At 61.0% G+C, this 15,799-nt stretch carries 14 protein-coding genes; 1 reads left to right on the plus strand and 13 read right to left on the minus strand.

Features of this window, described 5'->3' with window-relative positions:
* The 12 genes from D6877_RS02895 to rfaH all read right to left on the minus strand — a co-directional run.
* Positions 1-1,243 (minus strand): oligosaccharide flippase family protein (locus tag D6877_RS02895; protein ID WP_130909801.1); only part of this gene is annotated, 1,243 nt, incomplete at its 3' end.
* 17 nt (positions 1,244-1,260) lie between these two features.
* Positions 1,261-2,190, minus strand: a complete 930-nt coding sequence (locus D6877_RS02900) for a glycosyltransferase family 2 protein (RefSeq protein ID WP_130909782.1) — start codon at positions 2,188-2,190, stop codon at positions 1,261-1,263.
* The gene (locus D6877_RS02905; protein ID WP_130909783.1) at positions 2,184-3,491 is read right to left on the minus strand and encodes an O-antigen ligase family protein; all 1,308 of its coding nucleotides are present in this window, start codon (positions 3,489-3,491) and stop codon (positions 2,184-2,186) included. The genes D6877_RS02900 and D6877_RS02905 overlap by 7 nt, the downstream gene beginning before the upstream one ends.
* Position 3,492: 1 nt before the next feature.
* Complete coding sequence (locus tag D6877_RS02910) at positions 3,493-4,599, minus strand: glycosyltransferase (protein WP_130909784.1); 1,107 nt, start codon at positions 4,597-4,599, stop codon at positions 3,493-3,495.
* Positions 4,596-5,675, minus strand: a complete 1,080-nt coding sequence (locus D6877_RS02915) for a glycosyltransferase (protein WP_130909785.1) — start codon at positions 5,673-5,675, stop codon at positions 4,596-4,598. The genes D6877_RS02910 and D6877_RS02915 overlap by 4 nt, the downstream gene beginning before the upstream one ends.
* Before the next feature lie 11 nt (positions 5,676-5,686).
* Positions 5,687-6,394 (minus strand): WecB/TagA/CpsF family glycosyltransferase, encoded by a 708-nt coding sequence (locus D6877_RS02920; RefSeq protein ID WP_130909786.1) that lies wholly within the window; start codon positions 6,392-6,394, stop codon positions 5,687-5,689.
* Positions 6,391-7,749 (minus strand): UDP-glucose/GDP-mannose dehydrogenase family protein, encoded by a 1,359-nt coding sequence (locus D6877_RS02925; protein ID WP_130909787.1) that lies wholly within the window; start codon positions 7,747-7,749, stop codon positions 6,391-6,393. Before D6877_RS02925 ends, D6877_RS02920 begins: the two co-directional genes overlap by 4 nt.
* 46 nt (positions 7,750-7,795) lie before the next feature.
* Positions 7,796-9,187, minus strand: a complete 1,392-nt coding sequence (locus D6877_RS02930; protein WP_130909788.1) for an undecaprenyl-phosphate glucose phosphotransferase — start codon at positions 9,185-9,187, stop codon at positions 7,796-7,798.
* 66 nt (positions 9,188-9,253) lie between these two features.
* Positions 9,254-11,563 carry a polysaccharide biosynthesis tyrosine autokinase gene (locus tag D6877_RS02935; RefSeq protein ID WP_130909789.1) on the minus strand — a complete coding sequence of 770 codons (2,310 nt, stop codon included), beginning with the start codon at positions 11,561-11,563 and terminating at the stop codon, positions 9,254-9,256.
* Between the two features lie 2 nt (positions 11,564-11,565).
* A complete protein-coding gene (locus D6877_RS02940) occupies positions 11,566-12,099 on the minus strand; it encodes a polysaccharide biosynthesis/export family protein (protein ID WP_130909790.1) in 534 nt (177 codons plus the stop codon).
* 12 nt (positions 12,100-12,111) lie between these two features.
* Positions 12,112-13,272, minus strand: coding sequence for an outer membrane beta-barrel protein (locus D6877_RS02945; protein ID WP_130909791.1), 1,161 nt, complete (start codon positions 13,270-13,272; stop codon positions 12,112-12,114).
* Positions 13,273-13,323: 51 nt separating this feature from the next.
* A complete protein-coding gene (rfaH, locus tag D6877_RS02950) occupies positions 13,324-13,842 on the minus strand; it encodes a transcription/translation regulatory transformer protein RfaH (protein WP_130909792.1) in 519 nt (172 codons plus the stop codon).
* Positions 13,843-14,523: 681 nt separating this feature from the next.
* On the opposite strand from rfaH, the gene D6877_RS02955 reads away from it, so the two are divergent.
* Positions 14,524-15,498 carry an NAD-dependent epimerase gene (locus D6877_RS02955; RefSeq protein WP_130909793.1) on the plus strand — a complete coding sequence of 325 codons (975 nt, stop codon included), beginning with the start codon at positions 14,524-14,526 and terminating at the stop codon, positions 15,496-15,498.
* Position 15,499: 1 nt separating this feature from the next.
* On the opposite strand, the gene D6877_RS02960 is transcribed toward D6877_RS02955, so the two are convergent.
* Positions 15,500-15,709: a hypothetical protein gene (locus D6877_RS02960; RefSeq protein ID WP_076563153.1), complete on the minus strand. Its 210-nt coding sequence runs from the start codon at positions 15,707-15,709 to the stop codon at positions 15,500-15,502.
* Between the last annotated feature and the right edge of the window lie 90 nt (positions 15,710-15,799).

A 15,799-nucleotide genomic window follows, 5' to 3' on the forward strand; every position in this document is an offset into this window, starting at 1 on the left:
ACAGGCTGCGGTAACTGGACTGGAAGAAGCTGCGCCAGTCATAACCGATGGCGGCGCGCAGGCCGCGTACCTGCAACGGCGTGATCAGCAGCATACGCAGCAGCAATGCCAGTGCCGCCGCCATGCCGGCGTAGCTCGACCCGAACAGATAGACCAGCGCCAGCGCGAGCAGAGTTGTGGCGACTTCGGCCTTGAGCGTCAGGTGCGTGCGATTGACCGCCACCAGCGCTGTAGTTGCGTACAGCGCCAGATTGCCCAGCGCCGCCGTGCAGGCCAGCACTTGCAACAAGGGAATCGCATCGGCCCATTTCGCGCCGAAGATCAGCAGGATAATGTCTTCGGCGGTCAGGGCGATGCCGAAGAACAGCGGTGTCAGCACGAAACCGCTGATCGCCGTGGAATCACCTATCACGCCGATCAGGCGCGACGGTTCAGCGCTGCGCCGGGCGAACACCGGCAAGGCGTAACTCATCAAACCGTTGTAGATCGCCGAGCGCGGCAGGTCGATGATGCGCATGGCCAGGTTGAACATGCCCACCGCATGCGCCCCGGCAGTCAGGCCGAGAATCAGGTTGACGCCGCGTTGCAGGGTTTGCGAACTCATGACGTTGACGCAAACGGGGAGACCGGCGCGCAGCAGTTCGTCCAGCACCTGGCGATCAATCAGAAAAGGAATGCGCCGACGTTCGCTGCGCATCAACACCAGCGTGGAAATACCGTCCATGATCAGCGCCTGAGCGACCACCGCCCACGGACCGAAACCCAACAGCGCCACGGCCACGCCGCCGACCCCGCCAGCGACTTTGCCGAGCAACGTGCGCGAGGCCAGCAACTTGAAATTGCCGCTGCGGCGCATCTGCGCCACATACACCCGCGCCATCAGGGTGAAAAGGATTTTCACCGAGGCCACGGCGGTCATCCAGCGCAGCGCGGTGGACGGCGTGTAGAACACCACCGCCAGCGTAATCAACGCAATCGACAACAGACTGACCAGCACGGAAAACCAGAACACGCTGCTGATGTGTTTGTCTTCCACACGTTGCAGGCGCACCAGCGGATCTTCCAGCATCGACGAGAACAGAATGCCGACCACTTCGACCACGGCGATGATCAGCGTGCCGATGCCCAGCTCCGTCGGCGTCAGCAGATGCGCGTAGACGACAAAGGTAATCATCGACAGAAAGATCAGGCCGAACTTCTCGGTGAAAATCCATACGAGGGTCATCAGGCGACGGTTGGCCATGGCGCGATCCCTGAAATTCAGCGGCTGTTGCCCAGGCTTTTAAAGCAGGCGTAGAGGTAGCGCAGGGTCGGTTTGCCCCGGGAGAACAACAGCGTCTGCCACGAATGCCCGAGCATCTGCCGGAACACTTCGATGACCCGCCGATGATCGCCGCGCCGGGAAAACGCATTGAGAAATTCGGCGTGGTTGGCGAGGACGAAATAGATCCGTTGCTGCTGGTTCAGCCGGGTGCCGTAACGCGCCAGGTACAGCTGGATGAAGCGCAGCTTGTGCGGGTAATACTTGTGCGGTTGCGCGGTGATGTTGGCGGCGTTGACGGCGCGCCAGTGGAGGATCTGCGGCACGCTGTGGATCTCGCTGATTTCCGCGATGCGCGTCCACAACAGGCGATCCTCAGCAAAACGCAGGCTCTGATCAAAGCCGCCAATGGCGACGATGATCTCGCGCACGGCCAGCACGCCGGAGGTGCCGTTGATGATGTTCTCGCGCATGAAATCGGCAAAGTGCTCGCCGTGTTTGCAGCGATCTTCCAATTGACGTTTGCCATCACTGAATTCACTCATCTGAAAGCAATCGATCAAGCCGACTTTGCGTCCCTGTCGGGTCAACTCCGCGTGCAGCGCCAGTTGTTTTTGCAGTTTTTCCGGATGCCAGCGGTCGTCGGCATCGAGGAAGGCGATAAAGGTTTGTTCGGCACTGAATACGCCACGATTGCGCGCACTGGCCGGGCCCTGATTGGGCTGCTGCAACAGCACGATGGGGAAGGGCGCGGCGTAGTGCTTGACGATCTCTGGCCCGGCATCACTGGAACCGTCATCGACGACAATGACTTTGTCCGGCAGGCGAGTCTGTGCAGACACCGAATTCAGTGTGCGTTGGATGCTGGCGGCGGCGTTGTACAGCGGAATCACCACGCACACGGTGACGGCTGACGGATCATTCAGCATGGGCGTTGCTCCCGGAAAGTGCCGCGCATTGGCCGAGGTTTAGCGGCTGGCAGCGGCTGGGTACGGGTGACGAGGTGGTGGCGGAAGGTCAGGCTTAGCACGCAGAAAATCAGGAACTCGCCCGAGCGATAGTTGGGGATCACGTAGGCGACGTAATTGGTCACCACGAACAGGCCGATGATCACCAGCGCACAGGCCTGATAGCGCGCCGACTGGTCGGCGGTGATTGCCCGGTAGCGCTTGCTCAGGGTCTGGGCAAACATCAGCAGCAGGGCGATCAACTGAATCAAGCCGCCATTGAGCAGGGTTTCGACGTAGCCACTGTGGGCATTGCCGATGTAGCCCCAGCGGGTAATGAACGCATCGGCATCGGCACTCGCCCAGAACGCACCGAAGCCGTAGCCCTTGAGGAACTGGTCATCGATCAGCGGCTGGAGCAGTTCCCAGATCAGCGTGCGGTCGGTAAGCGACGGGTCACGGCCCACCAGTTCCAGCAGCATCGCGTAGTTGGCATAGAGCACACCACACAGAAGGAAGAACACCAGCGTCGCCGCCGTGAAAGCCAACAGTGAACGGTTGATGCGCAAGCGGATCAGCGTGATGAAGTAGGCGTAACTGGCAGTGCCGGCGACGATCAGCGCAATCGCCGTGGCCGACTGCGCCAGGCCAATGGCAATCAGCGCGAACAATCCGTAGAGCATGGCCATCGGGTTGCGCTGGCGGATCATCGGCAGCAGCAACAGGATCGCAATAGCGTTCAGGCGTGCACCGGCATTCTTTTCTGCGAACACCCCGCGAAACGCACCGTCACGGATGCCGCCGGAAATAAAGGCGATGTCCGGGCGAATCACGGCGAAGATCAAGCCGACCAACGCCGCCGCGCCGATCACGCAGCCGAACAGAAACGCGATCCGTTCGATGCTGTAGCGCCAGGCGATGAAACCGGCAAAGAACACTACGCTGAGCAGCGCAACGAAACGCTTGAAGCTGAGCATCGGCTCGCTCGACCAACTGATCGACGCCGCCACGCAGCCCAGGAACAACAGCAAAAACAGATTCTGACGGTAGAAGCTCTTGCTGAGAAAAACCTTGTGGCGGATGAAAAAGAACAGCGGCACCAGCAAGGTCAGCAAGCCGCAGACCTGATTGGCCAGATTGCCTTCCAGATCCTGCTGGGCATCGTCCAGGGTGCTGACATTACCCAGGCGCAGAAAGAAGCCGATCACTTGCGTATAGAACAGCACGCCAAACAAGGTGAAGGCGTCGGCCAGCGTCGAATAACGCACTTGCAGGCGGTTCATCTCAGCGCCTCCCGAGTAACGCCTTGAGGTAGGTCTGCACCGCGCGAGCGTTGACAAAGCGCGCGGCGGCCTCGATACGGCGCTGGCGATGCACGGCTCGCGGCGTGGCCATTTGTGCACTGATCGCGGCGGCGAGGGCGGCCGGATCGTCAACCTCGACCAAGGGCGCCACGGCGCCATCGGCGAGAATTTCCTGCGGGCCATACGGGCAGCGGGTCGCTACCACCGGCGTGCCGGTCGACAGCGCTTCGACCAAAGCGTTGGGGCTGCCTTCGAAGCGTGACGACAAGACAAAACAATCTGCCCGGGCAATCTCGGCGATAGGGTCACTGGCGTAACCCGGTAGATCGCAACGCTCCGCGACGCCAAGCGCCGCCGCTTGGGCGAGCAGTTCAGCGCGCAATGCGCCTTCGCCGAAAATGATCAGGCGCGCATCGCGTTGCGGCAGGCGGGCGAAGGCGTCGATCAAAGTGTCGAAGCCTTTTTGCTGCGCTAGCCGACCCACGGCGACGATCACCGGGGTGGTTTTGTTCTTCAGCCAGGGATGGCTGGGCGCGGCGGCAGGCTTGTCGCGAAAATCGTTGTCGAGCACCGGGTTGTCAGCGGTGGTCACATCGCGCGGGCGGGCGATGGTGGTGTCGACCAGATCCTCGGCGACACCTCGCGATACGCAGATCACCGGATTGGGAATCAGCCGGTACAGCCACGGCGCCAGCCAGTAGGCGAGCTTGACCGACAGCGCCGGGTTGACATGCTTGTCCCGCGAAAAGGCATTGCGCTCGCTGACATGCAGCCGCGCCAAGGTACCGGACAACGCGGCGGCGGCAATCGCGACGACGTTGACGTGAGTGAGCACCGCCAGTTGCGCGTCGTAGCGGTTGCTGCGCAAAAAGCGCATCAGCGCCGGCACGGCGGCGGCGCTGCGCGGGCTGTCGAGCAACACTTGCCTGACCCGAGGATCGAGCGCCGGTTGATTGATGCCGGCACCGGTGAGCATCAGCAGCGTCACTTCGTTGCCGGCCTCGACCAAGGCACCGGCGAGGCGCACCATCATTTTCTCCGCGCCACCGGCGCCGAGGTCCTGGAGGATGATCAGCAGCTTTTTCATCGGTTCCACACTTGGTAATAGGCCTGGGCGGCGTATTGGCTGGTATAGGGCAGGATCGCTTCGCTGACTGAATGTCGGGCTGGAGCTGCCGCTTCGCGGTTGGCCAGACTGTCGAGCATTGCCTCGGTCAGGGCCGGCACATCATTGACACCGACCAAACGCCCGAGGCGCCCATCATCGAGCAACTCGCGCGGTCCGCTGCCGCAATCGGTGGAGATCACCGCCGTACCCAACGCCAGCGCCTCGACCAACACCGTCGGCAAACCTTCGTGCAAAGAGCTGAGCACCAACAACTGCGCATGACGGATCAGCGGATAGGGATTGCGCAGATGCCCGGTGAAATGCACCAGACGTTCGATGCCCAGCCGTTGTGCCTGCGCTTCAAGCTGCGCGCGCAACGGGCCGTCGCCAGCGATTACCAGATACGGCAGCGGGCGTTGTTGCGCCGCCAGCGCGTAGGCTTCGAGCAGCAGATCAAAGCCCTTGGTTTCCACCAGTCGGCCGATCCCCAGCCAGTAATGATGGGGCACGCCACCGGACAGCAGCGCTTGTGCCGCACGCATCAGTTGTTCGCTGATCACTGCGTTCGGGCAATAACGAATGCGCGGTCGCCCCCACGGCATCAACCCGGCAAGCGACTGGCGCAGACCGTGGGACACCGCGACCACCTTGCCGCTGCCGCACAGGTACAGCGCGTACAACAGCCGCAGGCTGGCGCGCCCGGTGTTCTGCTCGGCACAATCCAGCGCGGCGTGGCGGGTGTAAATGACTTTGCAGGAAGTGCCCAGGGTGGCGAACCAGGTGCAGAGATTGGCCTGCTCCTTGGCGCCAATCAGGTGCGTCACGCTTTCGCGGCGAATCAGCCGGCGCAGCAGCGCGATCGATCTCAGCCAGCCCGCGAGCCCACTGCCGCCACCGGCCATGCTCGGCGCGCCGTCGACGTTGGGCGAATCGCCGTTCATGACGAAAAAACTCACCCGCCGACCGTCCGCCAGAAACTGCTCGGCGAGGCGTTGCTGCACGCACTCGACGCCGCCGCCAGTCTGGTAATCCTTGAGCGTGAACAGAATATGCATCGGCACAATCCTCATGGGGCAGTGACATTGATTGCCACTTGCTGGCGCAGAATCAGTTCGGTCAGGCGCAGGGCGTTGCTCGGGTAGTCGAGCAGGTAACGCTTGATCGTGTGCGGCTCGCGGTACATGCGGTAAAAGGCGCGCAGGTGCAGGCGATTGATCGCGTCGGGGTAGTAACGCTCGCTGGCATTGGCCTCCTGACGAATGAAACCGCCGCAGGTGAACGCCACGCCGCTGAAACCACCGCGCAGTGCTTCGAGGATAAAGCGCTCCTGCAGACCGGCGCCGAGGCCGACCAGCAGCAGATTGGTCCGCTGCCGGCGGATGTCAGCCTGAAGCGCGGTGCCTTGCTCGACATCGAAGAAACCGTTGTGCGCGCCGACCAGTTGCAGGTGCGGGTACTGCATGCCGAGCTTTTCCACGAAACGATCAAGCTCGGCCTGCCGCGCACCGACCACGTAGACGCGTTTGCCGCGCTGCTCAGACTCGCGCAACACCGGATCGGCAATCGAGGTGAAATCGAAACTGACCCGCTGCACCGCGCGCCCGGTGATGCGCGACATGAACCCGGACATCAGCATGCCGTCGCAGAAATACGCCAGCGACGGCGGCGGCTGGCGGATGAAACTGCCGATCGAGGCGAAGTTGAGAAAGGAGAACGCCCGGTTGGATTCCAGCAGGGCCGGCGAATAACGGTCGAGCAATTCCAGGCGGATCATGATGCGAGATCCTGTGTTTCGGCGGCGCAGGTCGGTCGGCCAACGCTGATGTAGGTGAAGCCGCGTGCACTGAGGCGTTGCGGATCGAAGAGGTTGCGGCCATCGAAGATCAGCGGATTTTTCAGTTGCCGCGCGAGCAGTTCGAAGTCCGGCGCGCGAAACGATTGCCATTCGGTGACGATCACCAGCGCGTCGGCATTTTTCAGCGCCGCCTCTTTGGTCCCCGCCAACGAGAGGTCATCGCGCGGGCCGTAAAGCTGCTGCGCCTGTTCCATGGCTTTCGGGTCGAACGCCTGCACGCTGGCGCCGGCTCGCCACAACGCCTCCATCAGCACGCGGCTGGGGGCTTCGCGCATGTCGTCGGTGTTGGGCTTGAAGCTCAGGCCCCACAGCGCGAAGGTTTTGCCTTCCAGCGCGCCGTTGAAGTGCTCGGCGATCTTGTGAAACAGCGTGCTTTTCTGCTCGTTGTTGCGTGATTCCACCGCGCGGAGCAGGCGCGCATCGATGTCTACGCCGTGGGCGGCATGGATCAACGCCCGCACATCCTTGGGAAAACACGAACCGCCGTAACCGATGCCGGGGTAGATGAACTGGTAGCCGATGCGCGGATCCGAGCCGATGCCATGGCGAACCATTTCGATGTCGGCGCCAAGCTTTTCGGCGAGCCCGGCCATTTCGTTCATGAAACTGATCTTCGTCGCGAGCATGCAGTTGGCCGCGTACTTGGTCAGCTCCGCGCTGCGCACATCCATGACGATGATTTTTTCGCGGTTGCGATTGAACGGTTCGTACAGCTCGCGCATCAGCGCTTCGGCACGCGGGCTGTCGGTGCCGATGATGATCCGGTCGGGGCGCATGCAGTCGTCGACCGCGCAACCTTCCTTGAGAAATTCCGGGTTGGAAACCACGTCGAAGGTCAGCGCAGCGCGGCCGGTTTCGCCGAGGATGGCGCTGATGCATTCGCGCACCCGGTCCGCAGTGCCCACCGGCACCGTGGATTTGTCGACGATGATCTGCTCGCCGCGCAGGTGCTCGCCGATGGTGCGGGCGACGCTGAGCACATGTTTGAGATCCGCCGAGCCGTCCTCGTCCGGCGGCGTGCCGACCGCGATCAGCAACACATCGCCATGCCTTACGGCGGCGGCCAGATCGCTGCCGAATTGCAGGCGGCCGCTGTGATGATTGTCCCGCACCAGGCTTTTCAGCCCGGGTTCGTAGATGGGCAGAGTGCCGTCGTTCAAGGCCTGCACCTTGGCCGCGTCGACATCCACACACAGCACGTTGTGGCCAACCTCGGCCAGCGCGGCGCCCTGGACCAGTCCGACATAACCGATACCGAATACACTCACATTCATGGGAAAACCTCATGCGTGGCGGGGTGGGCCAGAGCGCTGGCCGCTGTCAGTAGATGTTTTTCGAGAACAGGGTGAAGGGCGTCTTCAGCAGGATCTTGATGTCCAGCCACAGCGACCATTGATTGATGTAATTGAGATCTTGAGCGACCCGGCGCTGCATCTTTTCCACGGTCTCGGTTTCGCCGCGATGCCCGGTGATCTGTGCCAGCCCGGTGATGCCAGGCTTGAGCCGATGCCGCGCCATGTAGGCGCGCACCTTGCCGGTGTAATAGATGTTGTGGGTGACCGCGTGGGGGCGCGGGCCGACCAGCGCCATGTGGCCGAACAGCACGTTGAATAGCTGCGGCAGCTCATCGATCGAGCTGCGCCGCAGAAAGCGTCCCAGCGGTGTGACGCGGTCGTCGTCGCGGGTGGCCTGACGTACTTGCTGATCGTCGTGCACGCGCATTGAACGGAATTTCCACACGCGGATCACTTCGCCGTCGCAGCCATGGCGGTTCTGCTTGAACAGCACCGGTCCCGGCGAGGTCAGCTTGACCGCAATGGCCACGCCAAGCAGCAGCGGGCTGAGCAGAATCAGCGCCACCGCAGCGACGCTGCGTTCGAACAGGTCCTTGCAGAACAGGCTGCCGGGGTGCGAAGTGAGCAGGCTTTCGTTGAGATAGATCGCCGGCATCCGCTCGATCTCGGAGATCGAATGATTGAGCAGGACCATGCTGCCCAGATCCGGAATCCACACCACGTCGACGTTCATGTCGAGGAGGTTGATGTACAGCGCTTCGATGGTCGCTGCCTCGGCCATCGGCAGCACGATGTACACGCGCCGCGCCTGCAACCGCGTAATGATTTCGCGAATGTCCTCGACCTCACCGAGCAGCGGCAGAATGCTCGGCGCCGGGCCGCTGTCGGCTTTTGCCGCGACAAAACCGAGCAGCAGCGCGCGATCCGGGTCGAGCAGTTTGCGCGCCAGTTCATGGGCGGTCGGGCAGGTGCCGATGATTACCGCGCGGCGCTCGTTGCAAATCATTTTGGTGTACATGCGCACGAACAGATGCAGCGGCAGAAACGTCGCCGCCTGGGCGAGAAAACCGACCACGGCCCAGACAATCACCACTTGCCGCGAGAACAACGCGCTGGTCTGGGTGACGAAGGCGATGCTCATCAGCAGCCCGAGCAGAATCAGCCAGCCGGCGAGCAAACGTCCGAGCCCGACCAGCAGACCATGGCGCTTGTGGTAGACCTGCACCAGGCCGTAGACCGGCATCGAGCCAAGCACGGTGAGGATGATCAGCAGCCGATATTCACTGGGCAAATCGCCGATGCGCCATTGCACCAGCACAATCAGCAACAGGTTGACCAGGGTCATTGCGCACAGCCAGTGCACCCAGAAGGTGAGGCCGCGACGGTGTGCCATTTGCGCGGAATATTGCGAGGTCATCGGCGCGATCTCCGATTCGTCGAACAGGGTAGGATTTGCTGTTGCCGGGCGGCACGGCCCGGAGGATCAGCGCGGGGCGAAGTCGTAGTCGTAGAAGGAACGGGAATGGCCATGGCCGTACTTGCGCGCCTTGCGCAGATCGACCTGATTGAGCACCACGCCGAATACCGGCGCCTGGCTCTGCTGCAACACGGCGATGCTCTTGCGCACTTGGCCGACCGGCGTGCTCTGCGCTTTGACCACGTAGATCACCGCATCAGAATGCTGGGCCAGCAACAGTGCGTCGCTGACGATTTCTGCCGGCGGCGAATCGATGATGATGTGCCGATAGCGCGACTTGAGAATCTGCAACAGCCGACCCAGGCGCGGCGAACTGAGCAGATCCTGGGCGGGGGCCACGGCGCTGCTGGAATTGCTCGAGGATTTCAGTCGTGGTGCGTCGAACGGGTCCAGCATCGAGGGCGTGAGACAGCCGGCCGGGAGCATGTCGAGATTGCCGACACTGCGAATGCAGTCTTCCAGCCGCGCGGTGCCGGCCATGAGGTTGGCGAGGCCAGGGCTTTCCGGCGGGAAATCGAAGTTCAGCGACAGCGTCGGCTGCCGCATGTCAGCATCGATCAGCAGCACTCGCTCCAGCGGCGCCAACGACGAGGCGAGGTTGTTGGCGATGGTGCTCTTGCCTTCGCCGGACACCGAAGACGTGACCAGCACCACCTGCGCCGGGCGTTCGTTGTTTTGCAGCATCAGCCAGGTGCGCAGGTTGCGGATGGTTTCGCAGAAACGCGGGTGGTCGTTGTCCTCGAACAAACGCGCCAACTGCCGCCGGCTCTTTTTCATCACCAACGGCACGACGCTGAGCAGCGGCACATTGAGCAGGCTCTCGACGGTGTCGTCGGTCTTGAACGTGTTGCTCAGGGTATCGAAGAGGAAGGCGAGGGCGACGCCGACCACCGCAGCCACCAGCGCGACGATGGCGAGGATCAGATTCTTGCGCGGTTTGCTCGCTTCCAGCGGCGCGATCGCCGGGTCGACGATGCGCGCCTTGGCCGAGTCCATGTCGGAAGTGGCGGCGGTTTCCTTGAGGCGGGTGACGAAGGTTTCGTACAGCGCCCGGGTGCTGTCGACTTCACGCTGAAATTCGCGCAGCTGGAATTCCTTGCGCGAAATGTCCTGAATCTGCGCCTTGTTGCTGTTGAAGGATTTGCGCAACGCGTCTTCGCTGGCTACTGCCAGTTGATACTGGCGCTCGATACCGGCAACCACTTGCTGCACTTGCAGGCGCAGGCTGTTGGCCGCCGTACGTTGTTCGGAGCGGGCGGAAATCAGCGCCGGGTGCTTCGGCCCGTAGCGGCCCGACAACTCTTCGACTTTGGCCTGAGCCTTGGCGAGATCAGCCTGGAACTGCTGAATCAGCGGATTGCTCAACACTGCCGGCACGCTGGACAAACGACTGATATCGCCGTTGCTCAAGGATTGCGCTTGACGGAACTGGCTCTCCGCTTCAGCACGGTCGCGGCGCGCATCGATCATGCGGTTACCGGTCATCTGCAGTTCGTTGGCACTGATGGTGGCGACGCCGTCGACATCGACCAGACCCTGTTCCTCGCGGTAGGCCTGCAACTTGTTTTCGGCAACGCGCAGGTTGTCGCGCAACTCGACCAGGCGGGTGTTCATCCAACTGGTGTTGTTTTGCGAGGACTTCAGGCTGGTGTCCTGCTGGCTGTCGATGAAGCCTTGGGCGAGGGCATTGGCCACCGCCGCAGCGAGCGCCGGGTCAGGTAGTTCGACTTCGATTTCCAGCAACTGACTCTTGCCGACAAACTTGACGCTGGTGTGCAGCATCAGGTTTTGCGTGACGTCGTTGAACACTTGTTCTTCGGTCGCTGGCGGCTTCGGCGGCGGCAACAGGTCCAGCCATGGCAGCCACTGGTCACGATTGAGGTCGGCCAGCCATTGGCGCGGAGTGAACCAGCTCTGCGCCTGCTGGCGGGGATCGGTGATCGGATTGGTAGTCAGGCCAAGTTTGCGCACGGCGCGCTCGGCCAGTTCCCGCGATTGCAGCAACGCCTGCTGGGTCTGCAAATAATCAGTGGTGGTGGCGCCGCCGGATTCGGCGGCTTGCTGGAAACTCAACACTGGCGGCGTCTTGTCCTTGATCAGCAGTGTCGCACTGCCAACGTACTGCGGCGTGATGAACGACAGCGCCGCCACGGCCAGCGCGCAACTGAGCAGCACCAGCCAGGCGATGTTCCACTTCGCCGACCAGACCACGCGCCACAGGTGCAGCAGATCAAGGGTGTCCGACTCATCGCCCGCTTGCGTTTGCGAGTGGGCCTGGAGCGGACGTTCGAGGTAGGTGCTTGGGCTGTTGTCCATGATCAGAAAAAGCCTTGTGCAATGGAAATGGTGTCGCCGGGGGCGATGACGGTGGTGCGCGAGATGTTCTCGGTGACCGGCGGGCCACCACTGCCGCGCAGAATCGTCACTCGTTTCATTGAGGCGCGTTCGGTCAGGCCGCCACCCAGGGCGATGGCTTTTTCCAGGGTCAGGCCGGGCTGAAACGGATAACTGCCGGGCTTCTGCACTTCGCCGTTGATGTAGAACGGGCGGTATTCGATCTGACTGAGGCTGACTTTCGGATCGACCAGATAGCCTTGCTTGAGGCCGTCGACGATCTTCTGTTCGACCTGATTGGGCGTCAGGCCCTTGGCGACGATTTCGCCGAGAAACGGGTAGGAGAAGGTGCCGGCGTCGTTGAGGCGAATCTTCTTGAAACTCAGCTCCGGCTCGCCGAACACGATGATGCGCAAGACATCGCCAGCGGCCAGGCGGTAATTGGTGTCAGTGTCCGCTGCCTCGACCGTGGGCACTGTCCAGAGCAGCAACAACAATAAAATCAGGCGCGTATGCATGGCCCAACCCTCCTACAGACTGACGTCGAACGTGATCTGGAAAACATTGCGGGTGAAGCTTTCGTTGTCGGCATCGGAGTCGTTGTCGCGGTGGCGATAGGCGAGTTCGACGTCCAGCCAGCGGCGCATTTCGTAAATCACGCCGAGTTTGTAATCCTGCAAATCGTCGCTACGGTCCTGGCCTTCGTAGACGTAATGGCCCATGCCGACTTCGGCAACGCTGGTGATGCGTTCGGTCCAGCCGTGACGCCAACCGATCTGGGTGAAGGTGGCTTTCACCGCGTCGGAGCCGTCGTCGCCTTCGGCCATGGCCTGGCGGGCGAGAAAGGTGAAGGTTGAGTAGGTGCGCGGTTTCCACGCCAGATCCACTTGCCAGGTAGGGTTGCTCAGGTCGTCGGAACCGCTCTGGTCGAAATTCTTGCGCTCGTAACCGACGCGCAATTTGCCGGTGGTTTTCGCCGTCATGTCCCACTCGGCCCCAGCCAGCACTGCGTCGGAGCGGCTGCTGCGCGGGCTGTTCGATTGCAGGTAGTCGAAGCGGGTGTGGTCGTATTCGAGCAAGCCACGGGTCTTGCTGCCGAGGCGGTGATACCAGGTGCTGGTCAGATTGCTGGTGTTGCGCTCCTTGTCATCGTTGATGCCATCGGAGTTGTCGTAGCGCAGCTGTGCGTAGCTGGCGCCGAGGTCGATCTGGTTCAGCGCACTGCGCGCGCCAAAGGTGTAGACGCCGCCGACGCGCTGACTCTCGATCTTGTCGTTGATGCCGTCGACGGCGGTCGAGGTGGTGCGCTCGTATTTACGCGCCTCGGCTTCAAGCTTCAGCCGGTGCCGATCGGTGAATTCCATGATGCTGTCGGCGCGCAGCCGCTGGGCGGTGTTCGAAGCGTCCGAAGCGCTGTGATAGATGTAGCGGGTCGGCTCCCAGATAACCCGCGTGGCGCTGTTGCGATCCTCGGCCTTGAGCTCAAAGGCCGGCGCCAAACGGGTGACCATGGTCGATTCGACATCGTGTTCGACTTCGCGAAAGTTGTCGTCGTAGCTTTCTGACAAAGCAAAGGTCGGGGTGAAATCGAAGCCGTAGACATTGATCGCTTGCGGCTCAACGCTCCAGGCAGCTTCGGGGGCACAGCAGGCGACGACTAAAACCAGGGAACAGCGAGGCTTCAGAGCCATGGATCACGCTCCTGATTAAGGGGGTCGGGGTCAGGGCGAAGCAGATCCGGACTATTGTCGCTGGCGTTCGAGGTAACTCAGCGGGACGCTGACGTGCTGTTGGCGGTTGAGGAAATTGAGCAGCATCATCACCCGCTCGTCGCCCTGCATCGACAGAAAAACGCCTTCAAGCGGGGAGAGTGGGCCTTGGACGATTTGCAGAGGTTCGCCGGGTTTGAGCTGCGGATCGGCAGGAAAGCCGAGCGACTCCTGGCTGCGCTCACGCAATTGCGCGATCACGTCTTCATCGACGCGGGCGGGCACATGGTTGAATTCGACGATGCGGCTGACACCACGGGTCGAGCGAATCGGTGCCCAGTTATCGTCGCGGCTCAGTTGAATGAACACGTAGCCGGGGAACAGCGATTCCAGGGTTCGTTGGCGTTTGCCACGAATACTGCGCTCGCTCATCAGTTGCGGCCGAAAGGTCGAATAGTTCTGTTGCTGCAGATTGAGTTGTGCCCGTTCATCCTGGCGGGGCTTGCACTGCAATAAATACCAGTTAGAACCGTTGCGGCAAACCGTTAGCATGCTGGAGTACTCCATACATAGCGATCGTTTAAGCAGGGCGGCCGATAGCGTGGGACGAGCCGTCATGCTTGCTAGTAGGTAGTAGGCTGATCAAGGCAAAGTGCCGAGCCAGATGCATCAATGTTTATTGGCAGAAGAAGTGTTTCAAAAATGAATCAACTTGGCTGGGTTATTGTTATATCCGTGGCCGTCTTGGCTATAACGAGTCCGCGCTTTTGTTCAAGCAAAGCTACCGCACGGTTCGCAGTTGCGACCTTCAGGATCCAATTACATAAGTAGCCTGAGAGCAAAAAGTGTGCGTCGGCGCGAGCTCATCGGGCAGTGCTAAGTTATCGGCCAGTCTTTGCAAGCTGTCAATTGCTAACAGTCAAAAACATTACCTTTCATCCGCTGATGATGGCCATGGTTTGTAAGTCATTGGTTTGAAAGGGCGAAAACTCTTCGTCGGATTTTTTAAACTTTTCATAGTTATTGAAGTCGCGGGCGTTAGATGGTGCGAGTGATAGCAAATTAGTTTCAATCTTACATGTTTCGATTCGTAAGAAGTTCGGATTTTAAATGCCTCGCGTCGGATGCTGCTGGCCCGAGTAATTAAGGTCGTCTATGAATAGTTACGGTCGTTCGCGGGTAAATGTTCGTGCTGCATATTTCTTGAAGTCAAACCGCTGAGCCGAGGCAATCATGAGTGTTCTGGTAACGGGTGCCGCAGGTTTTATCGGTTATCACACGGTCATGCGTTTATGTCGCAAAGGGGTAGAGGTTGTGGGTATCGACAATCTCAATCCTTATTACGACGTCAAACTCAAACAGGCGCGTTTGCAGAGATTGCAGACGCTGGTCAATTTTACGTTCCAGCGGCTGGACATTGTCGATCAGAGCGCTTTGACCGCGTTGTTCGAACACGGCCACTACAAACAGGTCATTCACCTCGCTGCGCAGGCCGGAGTGCGCTACTCGCTGGACAATCCTGATGCCTATGCGCAGTCGAATCTGGTCGGGTTTCTCAACGTTCTGGAAGCGTGCCGTCGTCACCCTCCAGAGCACTTGATCTATGCATCGAGCAGTTCGGTGTATGGCGCCAATACCAAGATGCCGTTTGCAGAAGACGATCCGGTCGATCAACCGGTTTCGTTGTACGCCGCGAGCAAACGCGCCAACGAACTGCTCGCGCACAGTTACTGCCATCTCTACGGCTTGCAGGCCACCGGCCTGCGCTTCTTTACCGTGTACGGCCCGTGGGGGCGACCGGACATGGCGCTGTTCAAATTCACCGAAGCGATGCTCAACGGGCGCGCCATCGACCTCTACAACCAAGGCGAAATGGCGCGCGACTTCACCTTTATCGATGACATCGTCGAAGCGGTTTTCCGACTGCTCGACAAACCGCCCGCACTCAGCGCCGAGCGCGGCACCAATCGCCTGTTCAATATCGGTCGCGGCAGTCCGGTGGCGCTGATGAGCTTCGTCGAATGTCTGGAGCAGGCACTGGGCATCAAGGCTCAGCGCCGTTATTTGCCGATGCAGGAGGGCGACGTGCTGAAGACCTGGGCCGACGTATCGGCGCTGGCACGCTGCATCGACTTCAGCCCGCAGGTGCCGATCGAGCAGGGCGTGCAAGCGTTCGTGCAGTGGTATCGCGAGTTTTACCAGCTCTGATTCAGTGCAGGGTGACGGCCCTGCGACTTTCCCCGATGCGGATCCGGTCGAGGGCGCGGTTCAACGCATCCAGTGCATCGAGCAGGGCCTTGGCCTCGGCCTCACGCCCGTCGCCCCACAGGCGTTCGGCCATTTTGTTCAAGGCCAGAATGGCGCGTTCGATGTCGGCTGCGCTGGCGGTGTTCTCAGGGGCTGGTGGTTTTTTCGGCATTCACGGTTCCTCGGCGGGCGGCAAACCACCATACCGCCAAGACGCCGAGCTATACAGCCAGAAGTGTCGCCGATCAGCAGCGAATGCTGT

It is taken from the genome of Pseudomonas sp. Sample_9, assembly GCF_004307535.1.
Lineage (GTDB): Bacteria > Pseudomonadota > Gammaproteobacteria > Pseudomonadales > Pseudomonadaceae > Aquipseudomonas > Aquipseudomonas mercuritolerans.